This is a genomic window from Actinoplanes utahensis (assembly GCF_016862455.1).
In the GTDB taxonomy this organism is placed as follows: Bacteria; Actinomycetota; Actinomycetes; order Mycobacteriales; family Micromonosporaceae; genus Actinoplanes; species Actinoplanes utahensis.
The window spans coordinates 14,003-37,042 of the sequence record NZ_BOMZ01000038.1; the positions used below are offsets into that span (position 1 = coordinate 14,003).

A 23,040-nucleotide genomic window follows, 5' to 3' on the forward strand; every position below is an offset into this window, starting at 1 on the left:
GCCGGATGGGGTTTGAGCGGGCCGGCGCGAGCGGGGGAGGATCGGGGTGTGAGCGGAGGCGCGGGGCGGCTGACCGTCGGGGTGCTCGGGGAGTTGCGGGTGCGCCGGGGGGATGCCGACGTGCCGGTTCCCGGCGCGCGGCTGCGCGGGCTGGTGGTGCGGCTGGCCAGTGCCGGCGGACGCCCGGTGACCGCCGGGGCGCTCAGCGCGGCGCTGTGGCCGGGAGACGGGCCCGCGGATCCGGCGAACGCTTTGCACTCGCTGGTGTCGCGGCTGCGGCGGCTGCTCGGCGGCGGGGACACCGTCGCCCAGGCCGACGGCGGGTACCGGCTGGCGATCGGGCCGGACGACGTGGACGCCGGGCGGTTCGAGCGGCTCGCGGCGCAGGGGCGGGAACGGCTGCGGGCCGGTGACCCGGCGGCTGCGGCCGCGGCGCTCACCGAGGCGGTCGCGCTGATCCGGGGCCCGGTCGCGGTGGAGGTCGCGGAGGTGGCCCCGGCGTACGCGACCCGCCTCACCCAGACGGTCGCCGAGACCGGGGCGGACCTGGCGGAGGCCGAACTGGCGCTCGGTGAGCCGGGCCGGGCGGCCGGGCGGCTGACCGCGCTGCTGGCCGACCACCCGCTCAGCGAACGGCTCACGGCACTGCTCATCGACGCGCTCGACGGGCTGGGGCGGCAGGCCGACGCGCTCGCCGCCTACGAGCGGCTCCGGGAACGACTGGCCGACCGGTTCGGCACGGATCCCGGCGCGGCGCTGCGGGAACGGCACCTGCGCCTGCTGCGCGGCGTACCGGGGCCGGCGGGCGCAGACGGATCGGGCGGGGACGGTGCCTCCGGCGTACCGCAACCGAGGGAAGCGCCGGCACCGCGGACCGTGCGCGGGACGCGGGAGAGGGCGGCGCAGCCGCCGACGAATCTGCCGGCGGCGGTGACCAGTTTCGTCGGGCGCGAGGACGATCTCGCGCGGGTCGACGCGCTGCTCACCGCGGGTCGGCTGGTGACCGTGCTCGGGCCCGGTGGGGCGGGCAAGACGCGGCTGGCGCTGGAGGCGGCGTGGCGGCGGGCCGGGGAGTACCGGGACGGGACCTGGCTGGTGGATCTCACGTCGGTGACCGAGGCGGCGAAGGTCGGGGCGGCCGTGGTGGCCGCGGCGGGGCTGCGCGGGTCGGCGCTGTTCGAGACCGTCACCCGGGCGGCGCCGGACGGGCGTGACGACGTGGACGTGCTCGCCGGCCGGTTGACCGGGCGGGACATGCTGCTCGTCGTCGACAACTGCGAACATCTCGTCGACGCGGTCGCGCACCTGGTGAACGCGCTGTTGGCGCGCTGCCCGCGGCTGCGGATCCTGGCCACCAGCCGCGAGCCCCTGGCCATCGACGGGGAGGCGCTCGTGCCGCTGGGGCCGCTGGGCCTGCCCGGGACGGGAGCGGCGCCGGCCGACGTGGAACGATCCCCGGCGGTGCGGCTGTTCACGGAACGGGCCGCCGCCGTGCGCCCCGGGTTCCGCGTCGACGACCGGACGTGCGGGGACATCGTCCAGGTGGTGCGCGGGCTGGACGGGCTTCCGCTCGCGCTTGAGTTGGCCGCGGCCCGGTTGCGCACGCTCGGCCTGCCGGAGCTGGCGGCCGGGCTGTCCGACCGGTTCCGGCTGCTGACCACGGGCACCCGTACCGCCCAGCCGCGGCACCGCACGCTGCGCGCCGTCATCGCCTGGAGCTGGGATCTGCTCTCCGGCCCGGAACGGTCCCTGGCCGAACGGATCGCCGTCTATCCCGGCGGCGTCGACGTGGCGTCGGCGGAGGCGGTCGGTGACGGCGCCGGGGACACCGCCGACCTGCTCGCCGCCCTCGTCGACCGGTCGCTGCTGCACCTGGCGCCCGACGGGCGATACCGGATGCTCGAGACGTTGCGCGAGTACGGCATCGAACGCCTCGCCGAACAGGGTCTCCTCGACGCCGTCCGGGATCGTGCCGCCCGGCGCCTGGCCGCGTTCGTCGCCGTGCAGGATCCGCTGCTGCGCACCGCCGGGCAGCTGACCGCGCTGCGCATGATGCGCGCCGAGTACGACAACGCGCTCGCCGCCCTGCGCCACTTCTGCGACTCCGGCGACGCCCGGTCCGCGATCGCGCTGGCCCTGAACCTGTGCTGGTACTGGCAGATGTTCGGCCGCAACGCCGACGCCGGCTACTGGCTGGGGGCGGCCCTCGCGGTGCCCGGCGAGCGGGATCCGGTGGCGGCCGACTGCGCCGAGGTGGTCCTGGCCCTGAACCACGGCGACCCGTCGCCGCCGGAACAGACGCAGAGCCGGATGCGCGCGCTGTCGCAGCGGATCGCCGGATATCCGGTGCTGCCGGGCCCGGCCGGGGCGATCGCCGCCGTCACCCTGTATTTCGCCGGTGAGCGGGAGCTCGCCGACCAGCGGCTCGGCCGGTTCATCGACGGCCCGGATCCCTGGCTGGCGGCACTGTCCTACATGTTCCGTGCCCAGATCGCCGAGAACGACGGTGACCTGGAGGCGCTGGGCGTGAACGTGGCCGCGGCCCTCGACGGGTTCCGGGCCATCGGCGACCGGTGGGGGCAGGCCACCGTGCTGCCGTTGCGTGCCCTGCGCCGGCAGTACGAGGGCGACCTCGACGGGGCCGTCGCCGACCTGCGTACCGCCCGTGCCCTCGCCGCCGAGTTCGGGTCGCTCGACATCGGCGACGAGATCTTCATCGACCTGCGCTGGGCGGACCTGCACATGCGCCGCGGCGAATCGGACGAGGCCATGGCGGCGCTGGCCTCGGCCCGGGCCCGCGCCGACCGGTCCGCGTCCAGAGAGCTGAAACTGCTGGTGGACGCCCTGGAAGCGGGCATCGTGCTGTGGACCGGGGAACTGCATCGGGCCGTCGAGCTCATCGAACGGGCCGCCGCCGGCCTGAACGTCGACGGCCACGAGACGCCGATGGCGGGCGGCGACCACGGATGCGCGATCGTCGGCGCGATCCGGGCCGCGGTCGCCGTCCGGCAGGGCGATCCGGACGCGGCGGAGAGGGCGATCGCCATGGCCTACCCGGCGGCGGTGCAGACCAGGGACTCACCGATCCTGGCCATGGTCGCGGTCGCGGCGGGCGGGGTGGCGGCGGCGCGTGGGCAGGCCCGGGAGGCGGCGGCGCTGCTGGGGGCGGCGGCCCGGCTGCGCGGGGCGCACGACCACACCGACCTCAACGTGGCGGCGGTGTCCGCGCAGGCGCGGGAGATGCTGGGGGAGAAGGGGTTCGGGGAGGCGTACGCCGCCGGCTGGTCCCTCGAACGGCAGGCCGCGCGGAGTCTCGTCGACCCCGCACGGCGTGCGCTCCCTCAGGCGCGCCTGGCGTAACCGCGCAGCGCCAGCGGCACGAAGACCACCAGCAGCCCGGCCATCCACAGCAGGGTGGTGACCAGCGGCCCGGCCACCGGCCCGCCGAGCAGCAGCCCGCGGATCGCCGCGACCAGCGGGGTGATCGGGTTGACCGACACGAACGCCTGCACGACGCCGGGCAGCGTGTCGGTCTTCACGTAGACGTCGCTGCCGAAGGTGAGCGGCAGGATCAGCAGGAACATGATGCCCTGCACGGCGCCGGGGGTCCGGGCGAGCATGCCCACCCACACCGAGATCCAGCAGAAGCACAGGCCGAACGCGATCGACAGGCCCACCGCGGCCAGCGCCGGAAGCACACCGGTCTGCACCCGGAAGCCCATGATCGTGCCGAAGCCGAGGATCGCCACGCACACCGACAGGTAGCGGACGACGTCCGCGAGCACCGCCCCGATCAGCGGCGCGGCCCGAGAGATCGGCAGCGACCGGAACCGGTCGAAGACACCCTTCTCGATGTCGGCGTTGAGGTTCTGGCCGAGGGCCATCCCGCCCATCGCGAGCGACTGCGCGAGCATGCCGGGCAACAGGAACTGCAGGTACGCGTGCCGGTCGCCGTTCGCGATCGCGCCACCGAACAGGTAGGTGAACAGCATGAGGAAGATGATCGGCTGGATGGTGACGTCGATCAGCGCCTCCGGCGTCCGCAGTGTCTTGATCAGGCTGCGGTGGGCCAGGGAGGTGCTGTGCCGGGCGACGGCCATGGTGCTCATACCAGTTGCTCCTTCTTGACCCGCCCGGTGAGGGCGTGGAACACCTCGTCGAGGCTGGGCAGGTGCAGGGCCAGTTCGGTGACCTCGACCCGGTCCGCGCGCAGCGCCGGGATCAGCTTGTCGAGGGCCTCGTCGCCGGAGACCGGCACCGACGCGGCTCCCGGGCGGGCGCCGGCGGCCTCGTCCAGGCTCGCCGACGTGCCCGGCGCGGCGACCAGGTCGAGCAGCCGCAGCACGTCCGGCAGACGGTCCGGGTCGACCGGGCGCACCCGCAGCGTCTGCCCGCCGGTGGTGCGCTTGAGCCCGTCCGGGGTGTCCTGGGCGATCACCCGGCCGTGGTTCACCACCACGATCTCGTCGGCGAGCGCGTCCGCCTCCTCCAGGTACTGGGTGGTCAGCAGCACGCTGGCGCCGCTCGCCACCTGGGTGCGGACCACACCCCACATGTCCTCGCGCTTGGCCGGGTCGAGGCCGGTGGTCGGCTCGTCCAGGAAGATCACCTCGGGGTGGCCGACGAGGCTGGCGGCCAGGTCGAGGCGGCGGCGCATGCCACCGGAATAGGTCTTCGCGCGCCGCTGCGCGGCCTCGGTCAGATCGAACCACTGCAAGAGTTCGCCGGCCCGGCGCCGGGCGTCCCGTCCGGACAGATCCAGGAGACGGCCGATCAACACCAGGTTCTGTACGCCGGTCAGGTCCTCGTCCACTGACGCGTACTGGCCGGTGAGCCCGATCTTGCGGCGTACCTCGGAGGGGTTCTTCAGCACGTCGACACCGGCTACGAAGGCGCTGCCCGCGTCCGGTGTGAGCAGGGTGGCCAGCACCCGTACCGCGGTGGTCTTGCCGGCGCCGTTGGGGCCGAGCACCCCGAGTACCGTCCCGCGGCGCATCGACAGGTCCACGCCGTCGAGCGCCTGCGTCTTCCCGAATCGTTTGCGCAGCCCCTCGGCGCGCACCACCAGATCGTCCGTCATGCCGCCGAGCCTGCCGGGCCGCCCTGGCACGGCCCGCACACGCGCCTGGCACGACCCGCACACGCAGGTGTGCGGGCCGTGCCAGGCGCCGGGGCCGTCAGGCGGACGGGACCGGGTCGGGTCTGCCGGCGTCCGGAGCGGGCGCGGGGGCGTGGTCGTCGTCGAGCATGGTCCGCTCGTCGAACGGGTCGCCGCCGGAGAGCACCAGCCGCGCGCGCTCCCGGTCGAACCCGCGGACCCACACGCCGACCAGCACGGTGGCGACCGCGTTGCCGGCGAAGTTGGTCAGCGCCCGCGCCTCGGACATGAACCGGTCGATGCCGACGATCAGGCCGACGCCGTCGACCAGGTCCGGCCGGTGGCTCTGCAGGCCGCCGGCCAGGGTGGCCAGGCCCGCGCCGGTGACCCCGGCCGCGCCCTTCGACGCGATGATCATGAAGAGGAGCAGCGAGATCTGCTCGCTCACCGACAGCGGGTCACCCATCGCCTGCGCCACGAACAGGGACGCCATCGTGAGGTAGATGGCCGTGCCGTCCAGGTTGAACGAGTACCCGGTCGGCACCGTGATGCCGACGACCGGCCGGCTCACCCCGACGTGTTCCATCTTCGCGATCAGCCGCGGCAGCGCCGACTCCGACGACGAGGTCGACAGGATCAGCAGGAACTCCCGGCCCAGGTACTTCAGCAGGCTGAAGATGTTGATCCGGGCGACCAGCCACAGCAGCGCCCCGAGCACCACGAAGACGAACAGCGCGCAGGTGACGTAGAAACCCAGCATGATCTGCGCCAGGCTGATCAGCGCGTCCGTGCCGGTCTCCCCGACGACCGCCGCGATCGCGCCGAACGCGCCGATCGGGGCCAGCCACATCAGCATCGCCAGGATCCGGAACACCAGCCGCTGGAAGACGCCGATCGCCCGCAGCACCGGCTCGGACCGGTCGCCGAGGGTCTGCAGCGCGAACCCGGTCAGCAGCGCCACCAGCAGGGTCTGCAGCACGTTGCCGGTGGCCAGCGGGGCGAGCAGGCTGTCCGGGATGATGCCGAGCAGGAACTCCGAGGTGCTCTTGGCGGGTTCGCTGCCGATCGCCTTCTGCCCGGCCGCGGCGGTCGAGGCGTCCAGGCGCATCCCGGAACCGGGGTGGATGATGTTGCCGACCACCAGGCCGATGCCGAGCGCCACGGTCGACATCGAGAGGAAGTAGCCGAGTGCCAGGCCGCCGACCTTGCCGACCTGGGCGGCCTGCCGGATCGAGCCGACACCGAGGACGATGGTGCAGAAGATGACCGGGGCGATCATCATCTTGATCAGGTCGACGAAACCGGTGCCGATCGGTTTGAGCTCGACGGCGGTGTCCGGCCAGATCAGGCCGACGGCGATGCCGAGCAGGACGGCCGCGATGACCGCCAGGTACAGGTAATGAGTGCGGTCACGTTTGACCGGCGGGGCAGCGGAAGTCATGCGGAGAATGTGGCCTGGGTCTCAGCCCAGCACACCGTTACGGTCATTGTGTTCACCCGTTCGAAATGAATCGAGGCCCAGGTTTGGCGCGGCGCTGGAGTATCGCGCGGCAGCTCTTCGCGTTGCAGGTGCTGGTGGTGACGCTGCTCGTGGCGATCGGAACCACCGGGGCGGTGCTGCTCGCCCACCGGGATGCTCGGGACGCCGCGGTCGCCGAGGTCATCGCGGTGGCCGAGAGCATGGCGCATTCGCCCTCGGTCGCCGCCGCGCTGCGGACCGCCGATCCGTCGGCCACGCTCCAGCCGTACGCCGAAGCCACCCGGCGCGCCACCGGCACCGACTTCATCGTCGTGATGGCCCCGGACCGCACCCGTTACAGCCACCGCACCCCTGAGCTGATCGGGCAGCCGTTCGCCGGCACCGTCGACGAGGCGCTGCGCGGCGGCCGGGTCGTCGAGCAGTTCCGGGGCAGCCTCGGCGACTCGGTGCGCACCGTCGTCCCGGTCCGGGACCCGGACGGCGCCGTCATCGGCCTCGTCTCGGTCGGCATCACCACCGACGCGATCAACCGGGAGCTGCTCACGCGGCTGCCCGCCGTCGGCGCCGCCACCGGCATCGCCCTGCTGCTGGCCGCCTCCGGATCGTGGCTGCTCAGCCGCCGCCTGCGCCGGCAGACCCACGGCCTCGGCCCGGCCGAGATGACCCGGATGTACGAGTACTACGACGCCGTCCTGCACGCCGTCCGGGAAGGTCTCGTGGTCGTCGACTCCGGCGGCCGGGTCGCGCTGATCAACGACGAGGCGCGGCGGCTGCTCGGCGCCGGCGACGGCCCCGCCGACCTGCCGCCCGAGGTGGCCGCCCTGATCGCCGAGCAGCGGCCCACCGTGGACGAGCCGGTGCTGATCGGCGACCGGGTGCTCGTCGCCAGCCGCCGGGAGACCCGCTTCGACGGACGGATCCTCGGTACCGTGCTGACCCTGCGCGATCACACCGAGCTGCGGGCGCTGACCGGGGAGCTCGACTCGGTCCGCGGCCTCACCGAGGCGCTGCGCGCGCAGGCCCACGAGGCCGCGAACCGCCTGCACACCGTGCTCACCATGGTCGAGCTCGGCCGTACCGACGAGGCGATCCAGCTCGCCACCGCCGAGCTGGAACTGGCCCAGCAGCTCACCGACCAGGTCGTCGGCGCCGTCGACGAGCCGGCCCTGGCCGCGCTGCTGCTCGGCAAGTCCGCGCAGGCGGGCGAACGCGGGGTGGAGCTGACCGTCGACGAACGGTCCCGGCTCAGCGGCTCGCTGCTGCCCGGCCGCGACCTGATCACCGTGGTCGGCAACCTGATCGACAACGCCCTCGAGGCGGTCGCCGGGACGCCGTCACCGCGCCGGGTCGCCGTGCTGGTCCGCGAGGAGGACGGCGAGGTGCTGATCCGGGTCACCGACAACGGTCCGGGCCTGCGACCGGACCGGGTCGCCGACGCCTTCCGGCGCGGCTGGTCCACCAAGTCCGGCGGGCACGGCATCGGGCTGGCCCTGGTCCGGCAGGTCACGCAGCGGTACGGCGGAACCTACGACGTCCAGGACGCCCCCGGCGGCGGCGCCGTCCTGACGGTCCGGATGCCGGTGCCCGCATGATCTCCGTGCTGGTGGTCGACGACGAGCCGCTGATCGCCGAGGCGCACAAGGCGTACACCGAAAGGGTCGGCGGTTTCGCGGTGGCCGGGGTCGCGCTGACCGCGAGGGAGGCGATGAGCCGGCTCCGTGCCCACCCCGTCGATCTCGTCCTGCTCGACCTGAACCTGCCGGACCGGCACGGGCTGGAGATCGCCCGGGCGTTGCGGGCGGCCGGCAGTGGCACCGACGTCCTGGCCGTCACCTCGAACCGCGACATCACCATGATCCGCCAGGCCGTCGCTCTCGGCGTCACCCACTACCTGCTGAAACCGTTCACGTTCGCGGCGTTCCGCGACAAGCTCGAACGGTACGCCCGATACCGCCGGCAGCTCGCCGAGTCCGCCGAGGTGGCCGCCCAGCACGAGGTGGACCGGGTGATCGCCACGCTGCGCGGTGCCCCGCCGGACACCCTCCCCAAAGGACTCGACCCGGCCACCTTCGACCTGATCTCCGCCGCCCTGCGCGCCGCCGCGCCGGCCGGGCTGTCCGCCACCGAGGTCGCCGCCCGCACCGGCACCTCCCGGGTCACCGCCCGCCGCTACCTGGAACATCTCGCCGACAACGGCCGGGTGGTACGCAGCCCCCGGTACGGCGGACCGGGCCGCCCCGAGGTCGAGTACCGTCCCGCGCCGACGGGTACCAGCAGTCCATGACGGACCAGACCCTGATCATCCTGGGCGCCACCGGCGACCTCACCGCCCGGCTGCTGCTGCCCGGCCTCGGCGCGCTGCTCACCGCCGGTCACGCGCCCGGCCTCACCCTGATCGGCGCCGCCACCGACGACTGGGACGACGAGCGCTGGCGGGCCCGCGTCCACGAGTCGTTCAGCGCCCACGGCGCGAAGGCCGCCGCCACGTCCTCGGGCGAGGCGACACCGGAGACCGACAGCGCCCCGGCCACCGCGGAGGTCGCCGACCGGGCCCGCTACCTGCGCACCGACGTCACAAACCCGGACGACCTGCGCCGTCTGCTCGCCGAGGCCACCGGCAGCGTGGCGATCTTCTTCGCGCTGCCGCCCGCGGTCTCCGCCCGCTGCTGCGCGGCGCTGCTCGACGTGGACCTGCCGGAGGGCACCCGCCTGGTGCTGGAGAAGCCGTTCGGCACCGGCAGCGCCGCCGCCACCGAACTGAACGCGCTGATCCGGCGGCTCGTCCCGGAGGAGCAGGTGCACCGGGTCGACCACTTCCTCGGCAAGTCGACGGTCCTGAACATCCTCGGCCTGCGGTTCGCCAACCGGATCTTCGAACCGGTGCTGAACGCCGACCACGTCGAGAGCGTCGACATCGTCTTCGACGAGAACCTCGCCCTGGAGGGCCGCGCCGGATACTACGACCACGCGGGCGCGCTCGCCGACATGATCCAGAGCCACCTGCTGCAGATCCTCGCGCTGCTCGCCATGGAGGCGCCGTTCAGCATGGCCGCCGCCGAGTTCCGCGACCGCAAGGCCGACGTGCTGCGGGCCACCCGGTTGTTCAGCGACGACCCGGCCGCCTGCAGCCTGCGCGCCCGCTACACCAGCGGGGAACTGGACGGGCGGCGGCTGCCCTCGTACGCCGACGAACCGGGTGTCGACCCCGCCCGCGGCACCGAGACCCTCGCCGAGCTCGTCCTCGCCGTCGACACCTGGCGGTGGGCCGGCGTGCCGTTCCGGCTGCGGTCCGGCAAGGCCATCGGCGCCAGCCGCAAGGAAGCCGTGATCACCTTCAAGCGGCCGCCCCGGGTGCCGGACGGACTGCGCGGCTGTGACCAGCCGGACCGGCTGCGCATCGGCTTCGGCCCGGACCACCTGGCGATCGACTTCAACATCAACGGCCCGGGTGATCCGTTCGAGCTCGACCCGGTCAGCCTGGAGGCCCACTTCGGCGCGGGAGAACTTCCGCCGTACGGGGAGGTGCTGCGCGGGGTGTTCGACGACGACCCGACCCTCTCCGTCCGGGCCGACACCGCCGAACAGTGCTGGCGCATCGTCGAGCCGGTCACCGAGGCGTGGCGGGCCGGGAAGGTCCCGTTGCGCGAGTACCCCGCGGGCAGTGCCGGTCCTAGCCTCTGGTTGCCGTGACCACCACCGTCTCGTACGGCATGGCGAACCGGTCCGGGGTCACCTCGGCGAGCCCGCGCAGCAGCGCCGCCAGTTCGGCCGGTGGCAGCAGGTGGTGGCCGCCGGCCGTCGGCACCTGGTCGAGCCATGCGTCCCGGGTGTACTCGCGCTCCCAGGCGAACCGCCACACCTCCGGGTCGTCGAGCCCGGCGGAGGCCGCCTCCACGACCGTCCGGTAGGGGTCGGCTCCCGCCCACGGATCGAACGGCAGGCTCGGCGCGGCCCGCCGGTAGACCGCCGCGAAGGTGGCCGCGGCCTCGGCGGACGGCTTGACCGTGTTCCAGAACAGGGCCAGCCGCCCGCCCGGCCGCAGCACCCGCATGGCCTTCGCCGCGCCCGCGACCGGATCGACCCAGTGCCAGGTCTGCCCGGCCACCACGGCGTCGAAGGTGCGGTCGCCCGGCTCCCAGTCCTCGAACCGGGCCACCTCGACCGGGAAGCCGTGCCGCCGGGCGCCCTCGGCCATCCGCGGGTCGGCAACGTCGCCACCGCCCTGACCGCCGTCTTCACCTCCGTCGCGGTCGCCATCGTCGCGCTCGTCGGCTTCCGCGACAGCCTCCGCGCCCGCCTCCGCGACACCTGGCCGGCCGGCGTCCCCGTCCTCACCCAGGCCGCCGAGATCCTCGCCGACTACCTCGAGGACGAACGCGCCCGCGGCCGCATCCCCGCCGGCGCCAGCCCCGCCACCCTCGGCGCCATCCTCATCGGCACCACCCACCTGCTCTACGCCGACCGCACCGGCACCCCATCCACCCCCGAGGACGTCCGCCGCGCCGTCGAAGCCGTCATCCCCGCCTGATCCGCGCCCGCCGGCGGATCAGCCCGGCGTACGACACCGCCACGACCACGGCGATCAGCAGCCGCACCTCGTCCAGATACCGCTCCGGGTACATCACCCCGGTCAGGTAGGTGTCGATGAAACCGCGGGCCAGACCCGACTGCCCGGCCCGCTCCCGCGCCCAGTCCTCCACATGGGTCAACGGGCAGTTCAGATCGAACAGCACGATGCACAGACCCCACCCCGCCGCCAGCAGATGCAGCCAGATCGCTTTCGGCCAGCGCCAGGCCACGAAACCACCGAACACCACGAACGCGATGAACAGGAAATGCACGACCATCGTGACCTCGGCCAGGACCCGGTAACCCATGAACCCGATTCTCCTCGATTAATTCGTTGGACGGGTGCCGCGACGGCGCCTAAGTTGGTCTTCAACACCGACCGGGCCGAACAGGCCGGCAGATCCGGAGAGGAGGAGACGATGTCCGCCAAGCGCATGTGGCAGGCCGTGCCGAGTTCCCCCGCCCGAGGTCTGAGCCGACTTCCGGCCCGGTGGCGCAGCTAGCGATCCGCTAGCGATCCGAGCGCCGCCCTTCCGCAACGGAACCGGGCGGCTTTTCTGTATGCGGGTGTAGCTCAACCGGAAGAGCCCTGGATTCCAACTCCGGTAGATGCGGGTTCGACTCCTGCTGCCCGTGCTCCCATTCTTTGACAATTCCACAGCGGATGACAGCTTGATCATTCCCGGCCCTTTCCGTGGCCGGGACAATGGGCTCGTAGCGCAGCAGGTAGCGCGCCGGTTCGGCAGACCGGAGGCCGGCGGTTCGAACCCGCCCGGGTCCACGCACGTCCCCGTAGCTCAGCGGACAGAGCACCGGATTACGGATCCGGCGGCCGGGAGTTCGAATCTCTCCGGGGACACGATGTGGTCGTAGCTCAACGGGAAGAGCGCCGCCTCGCCATGGCGGAGACCCCGGGTTCGAACCCCGGCGACCACTCTCGATGCGGGCTGGTGCAGTCGGCAGCACGCCGCGCTCTGGACGCGGAGGTGGGGGTTCGAATCCTCCGCCCGCAGCTTTCCCGCTCTCGTAGCCCAACTGGCAGAGGCGCCGTCTTGAGGGGGCGGTCATGTGCGCGTTCGAGTCGCGCCGAGAGCACGCAGTGATCAAGCCCGGGTAGCCCAACTGGCAGAGGCGTTGCGTTCAGGTCGCAAAGGATGGGGGTTCGAATCCCTCCCCGGGTACGCAAGGGCTCGTAGCTCATCAGGGAGAGCGTCTGTCTTGCACACAGAAGGTGGCCGGTTCGAGTCCGGCCGGGTCCACGATGGAGGGCTGGCCGAGTGGTCTAAGGCGGCGGATTGCTAATCCGCAGCAGGGGTACTACTCCTGTCGAGAGTTCGAATCTCTCGTCCTCCGCGCACGTCGCCGTAGCTCAGGGGCCAGAGCGCCGCGCTCATAACGTGGAGGACGGTGGTTCGAGACCACCCGGCGATACGCGGTACAGCACCAACCACGGGTCGTGGCGCAGCTTGGTCAGCGCGCTCGCTTTGGGAGCGAGATGTCGCGGGTTCGAATCCCGCCGACCCGACGATCGATCAGGCGCTGCTAGCTCAACAGGTAGAGCAACCGGCTCTTAACCGGTGGGTTCGGGGTTCGAGTCCCCGGTGGCGCACTTGCAGGGTGGAGGAGTCAGGTCGTCCTCGCTGGTCTCATAAGCCAGAAGTCGTGGGTTCGAATCCCACCCCTGCTTCCAGCTCTGGTAGCTCAGTCAGGAGAGCACCGCTCTGACGTAGCGGAGGTCGCTGGTGCGAATCCAGCTCGGAGCACGTACGAAGAAAGGAGGAGCCGGCCTGGTTTCGGAGACGCCGCTGGAAACGGCGTGGGCCCCGCGAGGGGCCCCGTGGGTTCGAATCCCACCTCCTCCGCAGCGGCGAAGCAGTGCGGTCGAGCGTGTCATCCGCTGGGGAAGCGGCGTGAGGCTATGCCTCGAAGGCCTGCGCGCGAAGTCCTGACCTGGAGGAACGCGTGAATGAAGAACTTGCGTGAACGCCCGCGAAGGGGAAACCTGCGGGGTAGGGATGCGCTTGAGGAGGCCTGCCATGGGCAAGGTCGTCGCTGCCCTGTCCATGTCGCTGGACGGGTTCGTCGCGGATGAGAACGACAGTGTGAGCGCGTTGTTCGGCTGGTACCAGAACGGGGACGTCGAGGTGCCGACTGCCGATCCACGCCGGACGTTTCAGGTGACCGCGGCGAGCGCCCGGTTCCTGAAACCGTTGCTGGACGATGCGGGCGCGCTGGTGTGCGGGCGGCGACTGTTCGACCGTACCGACGGGTGGGGTGGACGGCATCCGGCCGGATGCCCGGTGTTCGTAGTGAGTCATGGGATGCCGGGTGGGTGGCCGCGTGACGACGCGGACGTGACGTTCTGGACTGATGCCATCTCCGCGCTCGAGGCGGCGCAGAAGGTGGCGGGAGACCGGGTGGTGGGGGTGTCGACGCCCATGCTGACCCGGCAGTACCTGGATGCGGGCCTGCTCGACGAGATCATCGTGTCGCTGGTGCCGATTCTGCTGGGTGCGGGGACGAGGCTGTTCGAGACGCTGGTGGTGACGCCGGTGCGGCTCGGTGACCCGGAGGTGATCGAGGGGCGGGACGTCACTCATCTGACCTACCGGGTGCTGCGTTAGCCGAGCAGGGTGACCTGCAGGGCGAGTCGTCCTCCGGTGTGGATGAGCGGTCCCGCCGGGAACCGGTCCGGGTGCGCGTGCGCCGGGCGCCCGGCCTCCAGGATGATCGGGATGTGGACTGGGCGAACTTCACCGACGAATACCCGGCGGTACGGGGACGCCGCAGCAGTGGCTGCGCAGGCCGGCCCTCGCCCTGGAACAGGACGAGGGCCGGCCCTTCGTTCACGCCGCCGGGCGGTAACCGGCCGGGCGGCTGGTGAACGTGCCCCGGCCGTGGGTGCGGCTGCGCAGGCGGGTCGCGTACCCGAACAGCTCGGCCAGAGGCACCGTGGCGGTCACCGTGCGTACCGTCGAGTCGGTCACCTGGGCGCGGCGCGCGGCGAGATCGCCGAGCACCGCGCCGAGCGCGTCGGACGGCGCGCTGACCGTGACCTCGGCGACCGGCTCCAGCAGCGCGAGGGTGCACGCGCGCAGCGCCTCGCGGAGCCCGAACCGGCCGGCGGCCCGGAACGCCATCTCGGACGAGTCCTTGACGTGCGTCTGACCGTCGGTCAGCGTGACCCGCAGCCCGACGACCGGGTGGCCACCCAGCGGGCCGTCCGCGAGAGCCTCCCGGCAGCCGGCCTCGACCGCCCGGACGAACTCGGCCGGCACCCGCCCGCCGGTCACCGCCGACGCGAACACGAAACCCGTCCCGCCGACCGGCTCGACGTCCAGGACGACGTGCGCGAACTGGCCCGCGCCACCGTCCTGTTTGACATGCCGGTACACGAAACCGGTGACGCCGCCGGTCACCGCCTCCCGCAACGCGACCTGCGGGCGGCCGGTGGTGAGGTGCAGGCCGGTCGTCTGCCGCAGTTTCTCCACGGCCACCTCCAGATGCAGTTCGCCCAGCCCGGACAGCAGGACCTGACCGGTTTCGGCGTCCAGGCGCACGCTCAGGGACGGGTCTTCCGACGCGAGCGCGGCGAGCGCGCCGGGCAGGCGCTGGGCGTCGGCCCGGGTGCGCGCCTCCACCGCCACCGACACCAGCGGCTCGGCGACCCGTGCGGCCTCCAGCACCACCGGATGCCGCCGGGTGGAGAGGGTGGCGCCGGTGCGGGCGGCCTTCAGCCCGGCGACGGCGACGATGTCGCCGGCCACCGCCCGGTCGATGTCGGTGTGCTTGTCGGCGTGGACCCGCAGGATGCGGGCGATTCTTTCGGTACGGCCGGCGCCCGCGTCCCACACGGTGTCCCCCTTCGTGATCGTTCCTTCGTAGACGCGCAGGTAGGAGAGCCGGTCCCGCCGTTTGAAGACGAGCGCGACCGGGTCGGCGGCGGAATCGCCGGACGGGGCGGGCAGGTAGTCGACGACGGCGTCGAGCAGCGGTTCGACACCCTTGTCCCGGTACGCGGATCCGCACAGCACGACGACCGCCTCCCGGGAGCGGGTGAGGTCCCGCAGCGCCGACCGGAGCGTCGCGTCCGACATGTCGTCCAGCTCGTCCAGCGCGCCGGCGTGCAGTTCGGCGACCGCCTCCTCCAGCCGGCGCCGGTGCTCCGCGAACTCGCCGCCCGCCGGGCCGGCCTGAAGGACACCGTCCGGCCAGGTGAGGACCCGCATGCCGACCAGGTCGACGACACCCGCGAAGTCGCCCTCGCGGCCGATCGGCACCTGCACCACCAGCGGTGTCACCTCGAGCCGGTCGCGGATCGAGGCGACCGCCGCGCCGAGGTCGGCGCCGGGACGGTCGAGCTTGTTGACGAAGGCGATGCGCGGCACCCGGTACCGGTCGGCGGTCCGCCACACCGTCTCGCTCTGCGGCTCGACGCCCGCGACACCGTCGAACACGGCGACCGCGCCGTCGAGCACCCGCAGCGACCGTTCGACCTCGTCGGAGAAGTCGACGTGACCGGGCGTGTCGATCAGGTTGAGCCGGTGGCCGGACCAGTCGCAGCTGACCGCCGCGGCGAAGATGGTGATGCCACGATCCCGCTCCTGGGGGTCGAAGTCGGTGACGGTGGTGCCGTCGTGCACCTCGCCGGTCTTGTAGGTGGTGCCGGTGGCGAACAGGATCCGCTCGGTGAGAGTGGTCTTGCCGGCGTCGACGTGCGCGAGGATGCCGATGTTTCGGACATGCATGACTGAGGGCTCTTTCAAGTCTGATCTGACGACGGACTGCGCCCTGGAGACCCGTCTTACGGGCGGCGACCAGCCCCGGTGGCGCAGCCGGGGCTGGGCACACCAGACACGAGGATCAGCTCGAAACGCGACACGGGGATGACGACGGCGGTGCGGTAGCGCATGGCCGTGTCTCCTCTCTCGTCGCGGTGGTGCGGCCACCGTACGAGAGAGCCGCAACCCGCGTCGACCGAATAACCTGAGCCGATGCTGATCGTCGTCATCCTGCTGATGGCGGTGGTCCGGGTGTGGAACCACCGCGGCCCGGTGCGGGCCCAGCCCTTCACCGGGCCGCTGGCGGCGATTCTGCTGGTCACGGTCTCCGGGCTGACTCCCGCGGAGGCGGGTCTCACCCTTTCCGGCCCGGGGTACGCCGTGGGCGCGGCCCTGGCCGTCGCCGCCGGATACGGGGTCGTCCTGCTCGTCCCGGCCGGCCGTCACGCGCTGGCCGCCCGGCACTATCCGGCACCGGTCCGCAACGCGTTCCTCGGTGTCCCGCTGTCCACCGTGATCTTCGAGGAGGTGGCCTTCCGGGGCGTGCTGTGGACGCTGATCGCCGCTGATCACGGGCCGGGCTGGGCCACCGCGAGCACGGCGGTGCTCTTCGGTCTCTGGCATCTTCCCGACCGTGGGGAAGTGGCGTTCACCACCCTCGCGGGGGTGCTTCTCAGCGTTCTCCGACACCTCGGCGGGGGTCTCCTCGCCCCGTTCGTGCTCCACTGGACCGCTAACGGCCTGGGAATACTCGCCTCGGCAGGGTTGCGCCGATCGCGGCCCGGTGATTCCGGCGGCGCCGGTAAATGCTGAGAAACGTGTCGGACCCCATCGCTACGCTCCGGAATGCCGCCCAACCTGTGGAGAAACTGTGAGCTCTCAACCTGTGGCGGCGCCGGCGAAGCTGGACGGCGCCGTTCTCAAGATCGCCGGGGTAGTCGTCCTCGGCGCCATCATGTCAATCCTCGACGTGACCGTGGTCAGCGTCGCCATCCCGACGTTCATGGAGGAGTTCGGCGCCACCTACGCCGAGGTCGCCTGGACGATGACGGCCTACACCCTGGCCCTGGCCACGGTCATCCCGCTCAGCGGCTGGGCCGCCGACCGCTTCGGCACCAAACGGCTCTACATGACCGCGCTGCTGTTGTTCACCCTCGGCTCCGGGCTGTGCGCGACGGCTGACGGCATCGACCAGCTGGTGGCCTATCGCGTGCTGCAGGGTCTCGGCGGCGGCATGCTCATGCCGGTCGGCATGACCATCATGACCCGGGCGGCCGGCCCGGAGCGGATCGGCCGACTGATGGCCGTCCTCGGCATCCCGATGCTGCTCGGCCCGATCAGCGGCCCGATCCTGGGCGGCTGGCTGATCGACTCGTACAGCTGGCCCTGGATCTTCCTGATCAACCTGCCGATCGGCGCCGCCGCGCTGATCTACGCCCAGGTCGTCCTGCCGAAGGACCGGCCCGAGCCGTCCGAGTCCTTCGACTTCATCGGCATGCTGATGCTGTCACCCGGCCTCGCGCTCTTCCTCTTCGGCGTCTCGTCGCTGCCCGAGGAGGAGACCGTCACCGCCGATCGGGTGTGGATCCCCATGCTGATCGGCGCGCTGCTGGTGATCGGGTTCGTCTTCTACTCGTTCAAGCCCCGGCATCCGCTGCTCGACCTGCGCCTGCTGCGCAACCGCAACCTGACGGTCGCGTCGATCACGCTCGCCGTCTTCACCGTCGCGTTCATGGGCGCCGGTCTGCTCTTCCCCAGCTACTTCCTGCAGATCCACGGTGAGACGACGCTCAACGCCGGTCTGCTCATGGCACCGCAGGGCATCGGCGCGATGGTCACCATGCCGATCGCGGGCATGCTCGCCGACAAGGTGCCGGTCGGGCGGACCGTGCCGTTCGCGCTGATCCTGATCGCGGCCGGGTTCTTCACGTTCACCCAGGTCGGCACCGACACGTCCTATGTCCTGCTGTGCGGCTCGCTGTTCGTGATGGGCCTCGGCATGGGCGGCACCATGATGCCGATCATGACGTCGGCGTTGCGGACCCTCACCAACCACGAGGTGGCCCGCGGCTCCACCCTGCTGAACATCCTGCAGCAGATCGCCGGCTCCATCGGCGGCGCGATCTTCTCGGTGATCCTGACCGCCCAGCTGAACAAGTCGCCGATGGTCCCCGGCGTCACCAACCCGGAGACCAAGGAGCCGCTCACCGAGGCCGACCTGGCCACCCTCGGCCAGATGAAACCCGAGGCGGTGGCGAACTTCCCGGATCCCGGCCTGCTCGAACGCGGGCTGGACTTCGCGGCCGACGCGTTCGCCACCACGTTCATGGTCGGGTTCGTGCTCACGGCACTGACCCTGATCCCGGCGCTGTTCCTGCCCCGCAAGCGCGAGGTGGCCCACCTGAACGACGAGGAGAAGGCCGCCACACCGGTCATCATGCACTGAGCCCGTCCTTCACCGGTGCGTCCCCGGGAGCCGAGCGGGCTCCCGGGGACGCACCGGTGGGGTCGTCAGCGCCGGCTGAGGTCGAGGGCGGCGACCTCGCGGACGGCCTCGGCGATGACCGGGAAGTCCTTCTTCAGAAGCGCGCCGTGGTTGCTGGCGACCTTCGCATGGATACGGATGTTCGGGTTGCGGACGGGCAGCGTGTCAAGGGCGGCCCGGATCCGTTCCTGCTCGTCACCGCGGCTCCCGAGGGACGTCCCCGACGCCACCACGTACCGGGTGGGGACCGTGACGGCGTCGAGCACGGGTCCCAGCTCGCTCTCCCGGGAAAGCCTGCCCAGCTCGATGTTGCTGTCGGCCTGCTGCCCGGCGGTCATCCGCGGGGCCAGGCCGGTCGGACGCAGGAGCGGCAGGAACCAGCTCATGCGCCGGAACAGCTTCCGGATCCGCTGCTCCATGGCCTCGTCGAGCCAGTCGGACGGAAAGGCGCCGTCGACCATGATCGCCCCGATGGTGCGGTCCGGGTGCCGGTGGGCCCAGTGTGCGGCGACCACCGCTCCGTAGGACCAGCCCACCAGCAGGGCGCGGTCCACGCCCCGAGCCGACAGGACCGCGTCGACGTCCCGGACCGCGGCTTCGAAGGAGTAGTCCGCCGAGCGCTCCGATCTGCCCCGGGCCCGCTCGTCGTAGGTGATGTGCCGCCAACCGGTTCCCAGCTCGGCTATGACCCGCCGCCAGTACCCCTGGGTGGCGAACTGTCCGTTGAGGTAGACCACGGGGACGCCGGTGCCACCCGTGTCGGTGACGGCCAGCGCCGTGTCTTCGACCGGCACCATCCCGGACCACGCCGATCCCGTCAGCGGGTTGCTGTTCTTCGTCATGGCTTCCACCTGATCCCGTTCGGCCTGCTCTTGTTTCCGACAAGAGAAAAGCTACGTTGCATTCACGACTACGGCAACATGCTCATCGCGAGTTGAGGGAGTTTTTACTGCTCAATGGCTAGTAAACGTTGCATTGGATCTGAATCTAATGCAACGCCTCCCGACTTGCGTTGCAATGATAAGGAAGTGAATGCGACGGTGGCCGGGAGCCGACGGTGCAGCGCCCTTCCCGACGGCTATCGCGCCGAGGCATGGACCTTCCGGATCCGGACGCGAGGCAGACGTCTGTGCGATCGGCCCGGGCCCGATGAGGCAGCCCCGCTCACGGCCGCCGTCGTTCCGCTCATCCGGGCGGCAGCCGTGGGCCAGCCGATCGTCACAGCCCCGGTGGCCGTGAGTCAGCCGATGGTCACCACACGGGCCCACGAAGGTGGGAGATCCGGCTCGTAGTCGGGATCGTCCTCGTTCACGAAGGACTCGCGGGGGAACAGGCCGACCACCGTCCGGCACGGTGGGCGGCGATCCGGCCACGGGGTCTGACCGTCGGTCAGGACCACGATGACGTCCGGGGACGGGCGGCCGGCCAGGGCCGTCGCGAAACCCGCACGCAGGTCGGTGCCGCCACCACCGAGCAGCGCGAGACCCTCCGACTCGCAGATCGGGCCGCTGACGTGCGCGGCCGCGTCGCAGGACAGCACCCGCACCAGGTCCCGACGGCCACCGACGGCCCGCGCCATCGCGGCGACCTCCAGGAGGGCGCTGCCCAGTTCGGTGTCGCTCACCGAACCCGACGTGTCGATGACGACACTCACCCGCGGCGGGCGGCGGCGCAGGCTCGGCAGCACCACCCCGGGCACACTCGACGACCGCCGCGACGGCCGGCTGTAGACGTAGTCCTCCCCGACACCCGGCGCTGACGCGGCCGACCGGACCGCGTTGCCGAGCAGCTCACGCCACGGCTGCGGCGGGTGGACCACCTTCTCCGCCCAGCGCTGCCAGCCCGCCGGGGAACTGCCCGGAGCACCGGTGATGCCCTGCGCCACCCGGTAGCGGACCAGGGCACGTTCCTGCTCGGTCAAGCCGTCCGCGCCGTCCGGGCCGAGCTCCCACGGCCGGTCCAGCCCGTCGGCGCCGCCGCCGCAGTCCAGCCAGGTCAGATCCCGGCAGTACGGGCCCAGCGAGATCTTCTGAAGGTACTCCTCCATCAAGTCGCCGGCCGCCAACCCGAGCATCGACGGCAGGATCGCGCCGGACGGACGGGGCAGGCCGTTGCCGTACACATCGTCGTTGATCTCGAAATCGGCGGCGATGTTCATCCGCAACCGGTCGCCCGGCCCGGTCAGGTCCTTCGCGGTGGCCATCCGCTCCCCGCGGCCGTGATGGTCGCGCAGCAGGTGGGAGACCTCGTGCACCCAGACGCCGGCGAGCTCGTCCACCGGCGTGGCGGCGACGAAGGAGGGGGAGACGTAGCACCGCCAGTACCGGTCGACGGCCATCGTCGGCACCCGCCACGACAGGATCGGCTTCAGCGCGAACAACGCCGTCGCCAGATAGGGCCGCGCCTCGACGGCGAGCAGCCGGGCCGCGTACAACCGCTCGGTCTCCTCCGCCGTGAACTCCGCCCGAACCCCCTTCACATCGCGCCCCTCCGGCGCCGCCGTCCCGGGTCGGGTCCGTGATGTGGTCATCGTGCCGCGCCCACGCGGCGCCGCAGGTCGACGATCGGGGCGATGCGGTCGATGCCGGGCGGGACCGGCCAGTCGTCGCGGCGCAGCGCCGCCAGCGTCGAAGCCGGAACCACGACCACGTCCGGGGCGCCGGTCTCCAGCGCCCGCACCAGAACCGCCCACGCCGCCTCCCACCGCGACCGCTCCGGCCGTTTGCGGACCGCCTCCACGACACCGTCGAGAGTCGCCTGGCGCAGATCGCCGCGTTCCGGCAGCACCGACGACGACGGATCGGCCAGCAGCGCCTCCGGGTCCGGCAGGTCCAGACGATCCATGAACGCCAGCAGCTCCAGACCCGGCCCGTCCCCGACCGTGCCCCGCACCAGCATCGACAGCACCTCCCGCGACGCGCCCGCCGCCGTCGCGAACGCCACCAGCCGCAACGTCATGTCCCAGCTGCGCGGCGACGGCCACGGCCCACCCCGGCGCGCCTCACTGTCCGGCAGCCGGTGCACCAACGTCGGCCGCGCCTCCAGGAAACCGCACACCGCCCGCCGCGCCCACGCCACCGACGACGGCAGCAGATCCGGGTCGAGCCGCGGCATCGTCGCCCGCGGCCAGACCCCGCCCAAGCCGCGGACCACCACCTCATGCTCGTACGACCACTGCACATGCACGAACCGGTTGGCCAGCGGCGGGCTCAACTCCCACCCGTCCGCCGCCGACGACCGGGGATTCGCGGCGGCCACGATCCGTACCCCCGACGGCAGCCGCAACGTACCCACCCGGCGTTCCAGCACCACCCGCAGCAGCGCCGCCTGCACCGCCGGCGGCGCCGTCGACAACTCGTCCAGGAACAGCAGACCCCGGCCGGCGCGGACCAGCCGAACCGCCCAGTCCGGCGGCGCCATCGGCACACCCTGCACCGCCGGATCGTCCCCGACCACCGGCAGCCCGGCGAAGTCGGACGGCTCGTGAACGCTGGCGATCACCGTGGTCAGCGGCAGATCGAGACCGTCGGCGAGCTGAGTGAGAGTGGCGGTCTTGCCGATACCCGGCTCACCCCACAACAGCACCGGCAGATCCGCGGCGACGGCGAGGGCGAGCGCTTCGAGCTGGCTGTCCGGTCGCGGTTCGGTGCCGGTCGCGGCGAGCAGAGCGAGAAGGTCGTCGGAGACGTTCAGCATCAGATTCGATCACCTTGGGATTCGTCAGGGCCGCTGCGCGGCCGATTTCCTGGGAGGTACGCCGTACGCGCACCGGGCTTCCGCCCGTCTGGGTGCGCCGGTTTCGGCTCGTCCGGGTGTGGCGGTTTCGGCTGGTCTGGGTGTGCCGGCTTCAGCTGCCTGCGGCCTCGCGGGTTTTCGAGTCGCCTTCGTTCGGGGCGGTGTGAAGGGCTTGTCGTGCTGGTCAGCGTGGGGTGACGGTTCGCTTCGGGAGCCGGTGACGGCGACCGCGGCGGCCCGCCCGGTCCATCCGCGGTCCGATCGGGCCGGTCGCCCACACCGGAGCCGGGTCAGCCAGGCCGGCGCGGTAGAGGCCGTGCCCGATCCGGCCCTCCGTGGCCTCCGTGAAAAGCTCGCCCAGAGCGCCCTCGGGTTCGGCGTCCGGACCGAGCAGTTCGGTGACCAGCGCGGCCGCGCCCTCGTCGTCACCGTGGTCCAGGCGGGCACGGATCTCGTCGAGGTTGGCCGGGTTCCGGACGGCGGCCTCGATCGCCCGGAGGCAGGGGAGGGGTGGACCGCCGAGGGCCGTCAACAGCGACTCCCGCGAGAGCTCGGCCTCGTCATGATCGAGCGGCACGAGAACCCCGCCGACCCGCCCCACCCGATGCGTCGCGCCGCAGCACTCGACGACCCACAGCACATCGCCGCCGATCGCCTCGGTCACCGCCGTTTCCGGACGGTCCGGACCCCGATCGTCATCCGACCGATCGTCAGCACTCTGATGCTCGGCCGACGGACGGTCCCGATGCCGATGGTGTGCCGCCGAACAGTTCGTCCCCGAACAGTTCGCTGCCGAGTAGTTCGGCATCGAATAGTTCGGTGTCTCACGATCTTGGCGGGAGCGGGCTGGTAGACGCGGTGGCTGCCCTCGAACCGCCGGCGGATCCTGTGG

18 protein-coding genes and 15 tRNA genes are annotated in these 23,040 nt (G+C 71.9%); 23 read left to right on the top strand and 10 right to left on the bottom strand.

From position 1 onward, the window contains the following. Window positions 1–48: 48 nt before the first annotated feature. Window positions 49–3,360: an AfsR/SARP family transcriptional regulator gene (locus tag Aut01nite_RS14085; protein ID WP_043525546.1), complete on the top strand. Its 3,312-nt coding sequence runs from the start codon at window positions 49–51 to the stop codon at window positions 3,358–3,360. On the opposite strand, the gene Aut01nite_RS14090 is transcribed toward Aut01nite_RS14085, so the two are convergent. From Aut01nite_RS14090 to Aut01nite_RS14100, 3 genes are all read right to left on the bottom strand, one after another. After that, the gene (locus Aut01nite_RS14090) at window positions 3,342–4,109 is read right to left on the bottom strand and encodes an ABC transporter permease (protein ID WP_043525545.1); all 768 of its coding nucleotides are present in this window, start codon (window positions 4,107–4,109) and stop codon (window positions 3,342–3,344) included. The two genes, Aut01nite_RS14085 and Aut01nite_RS14090, sit on opposite strands and share 19 nt — an antisense overlap. Beyond that, a complete protein-coding gene (locus tag Aut01nite_RS14095) occupies window positions 4,106–5,080 on the bottom strand; it encodes a daunorubicin resistance protein DrrA family ABC transporter ATP-binding protein (RefSeq protein WP_043525544.1) in 975 nt (324 codons plus the stop codon). Before Aut01nite_RS14095 ends, Aut01nite_RS14090 begins: the two co-directional genes overlap by 4 nt. Window positions 5,081–5,177: 97 nt before the next feature. Next, window positions 5,178–6,539 carry a cation:dicarboxylate symporter family transporter gene (locus Aut01nite_RS14100; RefSeq protein ID WP_043525542.1) on the bottom strand — a complete coding sequence of 454 codons (1,362 nt, stop codon included), beginning with the start codon at window positions 6,537–6,539 and terminating at the stop codon, window positions 5,178–5,180. Between the two features lie 65 nt (window positions 6,540–6,604). Between Aut01nite_RS14100 and Aut01nite_RS14105 the strand changes: the two genes are divergently transcribed. From Aut01nite_RS14105 to Aut01nite_RS14115, 3 genes are read left to right on the top strand one after another with little or no spacing between them, the layout of a single operon-like run. Next, entirely contained in the window at window positions 6,605–8,170 is a 1,566-nt protein-coding gene (locus tag Aut01nite_RS14105; protein WP_236642723.1) for a sensor histidine kinase, read from the top strand. Next, window positions 8,167–8,862, top strand: coding sequence for a response regulator (locus Aut01nite_RS14110; protein WP_043525539.1), 696 nt, complete (start codon window positions 8,167–8,169; stop codon window positions 8,860–8,862). Before Aut01nite_RS14105 ends, Aut01nite_RS14110 begins: the two co-directional genes overlap by 4 nt. Then, window positions 8,859–10,268 (top strand): glucose-6-phosphate dehydrogenase, encoded by a 1,410-nt coding sequence (locus Aut01nite_RS14115; RefSeq protein WP_043525537.1) that lies wholly within the window; start codon window positions 8,859–8,861, stop codon window positions 10,266–10,268. Before Aut01nite_RS14110 ends, Aut01nite_RS14115 begins: the two co-directional genes overlap by 4 nt. On the opposite strand, the gene Aut01nite_RS14120 is transcribed toward Aut01nite_RS14115, so the two are convergent. Beyond that, entirely contained in the window at window positions 10,249–10,773 is a 525-nt protein-coding gene (locus Aut01nite_RS14120; protein WP_083999059.1) for a class I SAM-dependent methyltransferase, read from the bottom strand. The genes Aut01nite_RS14115 and Aut01nite_RS14120 overlap by 20 nt on opposite strands. On the opposite strand from Aut01nite_RS14120, the gene Aut01nite_RS14125 reads away from it, so the two are divergent. After that, entirely contained in the window at window positions 10,750–11,106 is a 357-nt protein-coding gene (locus Aut01nite_RS14125) for a hypothetical protein (RefSeq protein ID WP_052163781.1), read from the top strand. The two genes, Aut01nite_RS14120 and Aut01nite_RS14125, sit on opposite strands and share 24 nt — an antisense overlap. On the opposite strand, the gene Aut01nite_RS14130 is transcribed toward Aut01nite_RS14125, so the two are convergent. Then, window positions 11,093–11,455, bottom strand: a complete 363-nt coding sequence (locus Aut01nite_RS14130) for a DUF2784 domain-containing protein (RefSeq protein ID WP_043525536.1) — start codon at window positions 11,453–11,455, stop codon at window positions 11,093–11,095. The two genes, Aut01nite_RS14125 and Aut01nite_RS14130, sit on opposite strands and share 14 nt — an antisense overlap. Before the next feature lie 255 nt (window positions 11,456–11,710). Here Aut01nite_RS14130 and Aut01nite_RS14135 point away from each other — a divergent pair. From Aut01nite_RS14135 to Aut01nite_RS14210, 16 genes are all read left to right on the top strand, one after another. Beyond that, window positions 11,711–11,783: transfer RNA gene (locus Aut01nite_RS14135), tRNA-Trp, on the top strand. 72 nt (window positions 11,784–11,855) lie between these two features. Further along, window positions 11,856–11,928, top strand: a tRNA-Ala gene (locus Aut01nite_RS14140). A 5-nt stretch (window positions 11,929–11,933) separates the two neighbouring features. After that, window positions 11,934–12,006: transfer RNA gene (locus Aut01nite_RS14145), tRNA-Arg, on the top strand. A gap of 4 nt (window positions 12,007–12,010) precedes the next feature. Continuing rightward, window positions 12,011–12,083: transfer RNA gene (locus Aut01nite_RS14150), tRNA-Gly, on the top strand. Window positions 12,084–12,088: 5 nt separating this feature from the next. Next, window positions 12,089–12,160, top strand: a tRNA-Gln gene (locus tag Aut01nite_RS14155). A gap of 7 nt (window positions 12,161–12,167) precedes the next feature. Beyond that, window positions 12,168–12,242: transfer RNA gene (locus Aut01nite_RS14160), tRNA-Leu, on the top strand. A gap of 12 nt (window positions 12,243–12,254) precedes the next feature. Continuing rightward, a tRNA-Leu gene (locus Aut01nite_RS14165) sits at window positions 12,255–12,328 on the top strand. A 5-nt stretch (window positions 12,329–12,333) separates the two neighbouring features. Next, window positions 12,334–12,406: transfer RNA gene (locus Aut01nite_RS14170), tRNA-Ala, on the top strand. Between the two features lie 4 nt (window positions 12,407–12,410). Continuing rightward, window positions 12,411–12,500, top strand: a tRNA-Ser gene (locus Aut01nite_RS14175). 5 nt (window positions 12,501–12,505) lie between these two features. Then, window positions 12,506–12,578 (top strand) — tRNA-Met (locus tag Aut01nite_RS14180). A 19-nt stretch (window positions 12,579–12,597) separates the two neighbouring features. Further along, window positions 12,598–12,672 (top strand) — tRNA-Pro (locus Aut01nite_RS14185). Window positions 12,673–12,683: 11 nt separating this feature from the next. After that, window positions 12,684–12,756 (top strand) — tRNA-Lys (locus tag Aut01nite_RS14190). Between the two features lie 2 nt (window positions 12,757–12,758). Further along, window positions 12,759–12,837: transfer RNA gene (locus Aut01nite_RS14195), tRNA-Met, on the top strand. Continuing rightward, window positions 12,838–12,910: transfer RNA gene (locus Aut01nite_RS14200), tRNA-Val, on the top strand. It begins immediately after the preceding tRNA gene. 12 nt (window positions 12,911–12,922) lie between these two features. Further along, window positions 12,923–13,009, top strand: a tRNA-Ser gene (locus tag Aut01nite_RS14205). Window positions 13,010–13,126: 117 nt separating this feature from the next. Beyond that, a complete protein-coding gene (locus Aut01nite_RS14210; protein ID WP_236642722.1) occupies window positions 13,127–13,771 on the top strand; it encodes a dihydrofolate reductase family protein in 645 nt (214 codons plus the stop codon). A gap of 222 nt (window positions 13,772–13,993) precedes the next feature. Here the strand turns inward: Aut01nite_RS14210 and Aut01nite_RS14215 are convergent, their stop codons facing one another. Further along, window positions 13,994–15,895, bottom strand: a complete 1,902-nt coding sequence (locus tag Aut01nite_RS14215; protein ID WP_043525534.1) for an elongation factor G — start codon at window positions 15,893–15,895, stop codon at window positions 13,994–13,996. Between the two features lie 246 nt (window positions 15,896–16,141). Here Aut01nite_RS14215 and Aut01nite_RS14220 point away from each other — a divergent pair, with 246 nt between their 5' ends. Both Aut01nite_RS14220 and Aut01nite_RS14225 read left to right on the top strand, forming a co-directional pair. Further along, a complete protein-coding gene (locus Aut01nite_RS14220) occupies window positions 16,142–16,741 on the top strand; it encodes a CPBP family intramembrane glutamic endopeptidase (protein ID WP_052163780.1) in 600 nt (199 codons plus the stop codon). A 58-nt stretch (window positions 16,742–16,799) separates the two neighbouring features. Continuing rightward, entirely contained in the window at window positions 16,800–18,374 is a 1,575-nt protein-coding gene (locus tag Aut01nite_RS14225; RefSeq protein WP_043525533.1) for a DHA2 family efflux MFS transporter permease subunit, read from the top strand. Window positions 18,375–18,439: 65 nt separating this feature from the next. Here Aut01nite_RS14225 and Aut01nite_RS14230 read toward each other — a convergent pair whose 3' ends face one another. The 4 genes from Aut01nite_RS14230 to Aut01nite_RS14245 form a co-directional block, all read right to left on the bottom strand. Beyond that, window positions 18,440–19,255, bottom strand: coding sequence for an alpha/beta fold hydrolase (locus tag Aut01nite_RS14230; RefSeq protein WP_043525532.1), 816 nt, complete (start codon window positions 19,253–19,255; stop codon window positions 18,440–18,442). A 398-nt stretch (window positions 19,256–19,653) separates the two neighbouring features. Next, window positions 19,654–20,892, bottom strand: coding sequence for a vWA domain-containing protein (locus Aut01nite_RS14235; protein WP_043525531.1), 1,239 nt, complete (start codon window positions 20,890–20,892; stop codon window positions 19,654–19,656). Between the two features lie 47 nt (window positions 20,893–20,939). Further along, window positions 20,940–22,109, bottom strand: coding sequence for an AAA family ATPase (locus tag Aut01nite_RS14240; protein WP_043525530.1), 1,170 nt, complete (start codon window positions 22,107–22,109; stop codon window positions 20,940–20,942). Window positions 22,110–22,332: 223 nt separating this feature from the next. Further along, the gene (locus Aut01nite_RS14245; protein ID WP_052163779.1) at window positions 22,333–22,812 is read right to left on the bottom strand and encodes a hypothetical protein; all 480 of its coding nucleotides are present in this window, start codon (window positions 22,810–22,812) and stop codon (window positions 22,333–22,335) included. Between the last annotated feature and the right edge of the window lie 228 nt (window positions 22,813–23,040).

What these genes read in the sequence shown, in the direction of transcription:
- Aut01nite_RS14090 (WP_043525545.1), bottom strand. Translation starts at nt 4,109, where the DNA reads ATGAGCACCATGGCCGTCGCCCGGCACAGCACCTCCCTGGCCCACCGC.
- Aut01nite_RS14095 (WP_043525544.1), bottom strand. Translation starts at nt 5,080, where the DNA reads ATGACGGACGATCTGGTGGTGCGCGCCGAGGGGCTGCGCAAACGATTC.
- Aut01nite_RS14100 (WP_043525542.1), bottom strand. Translation starts at nt 6,539, where the DNA reads ATGACTTCCGCTGCCCCGCCGGTCAAACGTGACCGCACTCATTACCTG.
- Aut01nite_RS14105 (WP_236642723.1), top strand. Translation starts at nt 6,605, where the DNA reads ATGAATCGAGGCCCAGGTTTGGCGCGGCGCTGGAGTATCGCGCGGCAG.
- Aut01nite_RS14110 (WP_043525539.1), top strand. Translation starts at nt 8,167, where the DNA reads ATGATCTCCGTGCTGGTGGTCGACGACGAGCCGCTGATCGCCGAGGCG.
- Aut01nite_RS14115 (WP_043525537.1), top strand. Translation starts at nt 8,859, where the DNA reads ATGACGGACCAGACCCTGATCATCCTGGGCGCCACCGGCGACCTCACC.
- Aut01nite_RS14120 (WP_083999059.1), bottom strand. Translation starts at nt 10,773, where the DNA reads ATGGCCGAGGGCGCCCGGCGGCACGGCTTCCCGGTCGAGGTGGCCCGG.
- Aut01nite_RS14130 (WP_043525536.1), bottom strand. Translation starts at nt 11,455, where the DNA reads ATGGGTTACCGGGTCCTGGCCGAGGTCACGATGGTCGTGCATTTCCTG.
- Aut01nite_RS14215 (WP_043525534.1), bottom strand. Translation starts at nt 15,895, where the DNA reads ATGCATGTCCGAAACATCGGCATCCTCGCGCACGTCGACGCCGGCAAG.
- Aut01nite_RS14220 (WP_052163780.1), top strand. Translation starts at nt 16,142, where the DNA reads ATGCTGATCGTCGTCATCCTGCTGATGGCGGTGGTCCGGGTGTGGAAC.
- Aut01nite_RS14230 (WP_043525532.1), bottom strand. Translation starts at nt 19,255, where the DNA reads ATGACGAAGAACAGCAACCCGCTGACGGGATCGGCGTGGTCCGGGATG.
- Aut01nite_RS14240 (WP_043525530.1), bottom strand. Translation starts at nt 22,109, where the DNA reads ATGCTGAACGTCTCCGACGACCTTCTCGCTCTGCTCGCCGCGACCGGC.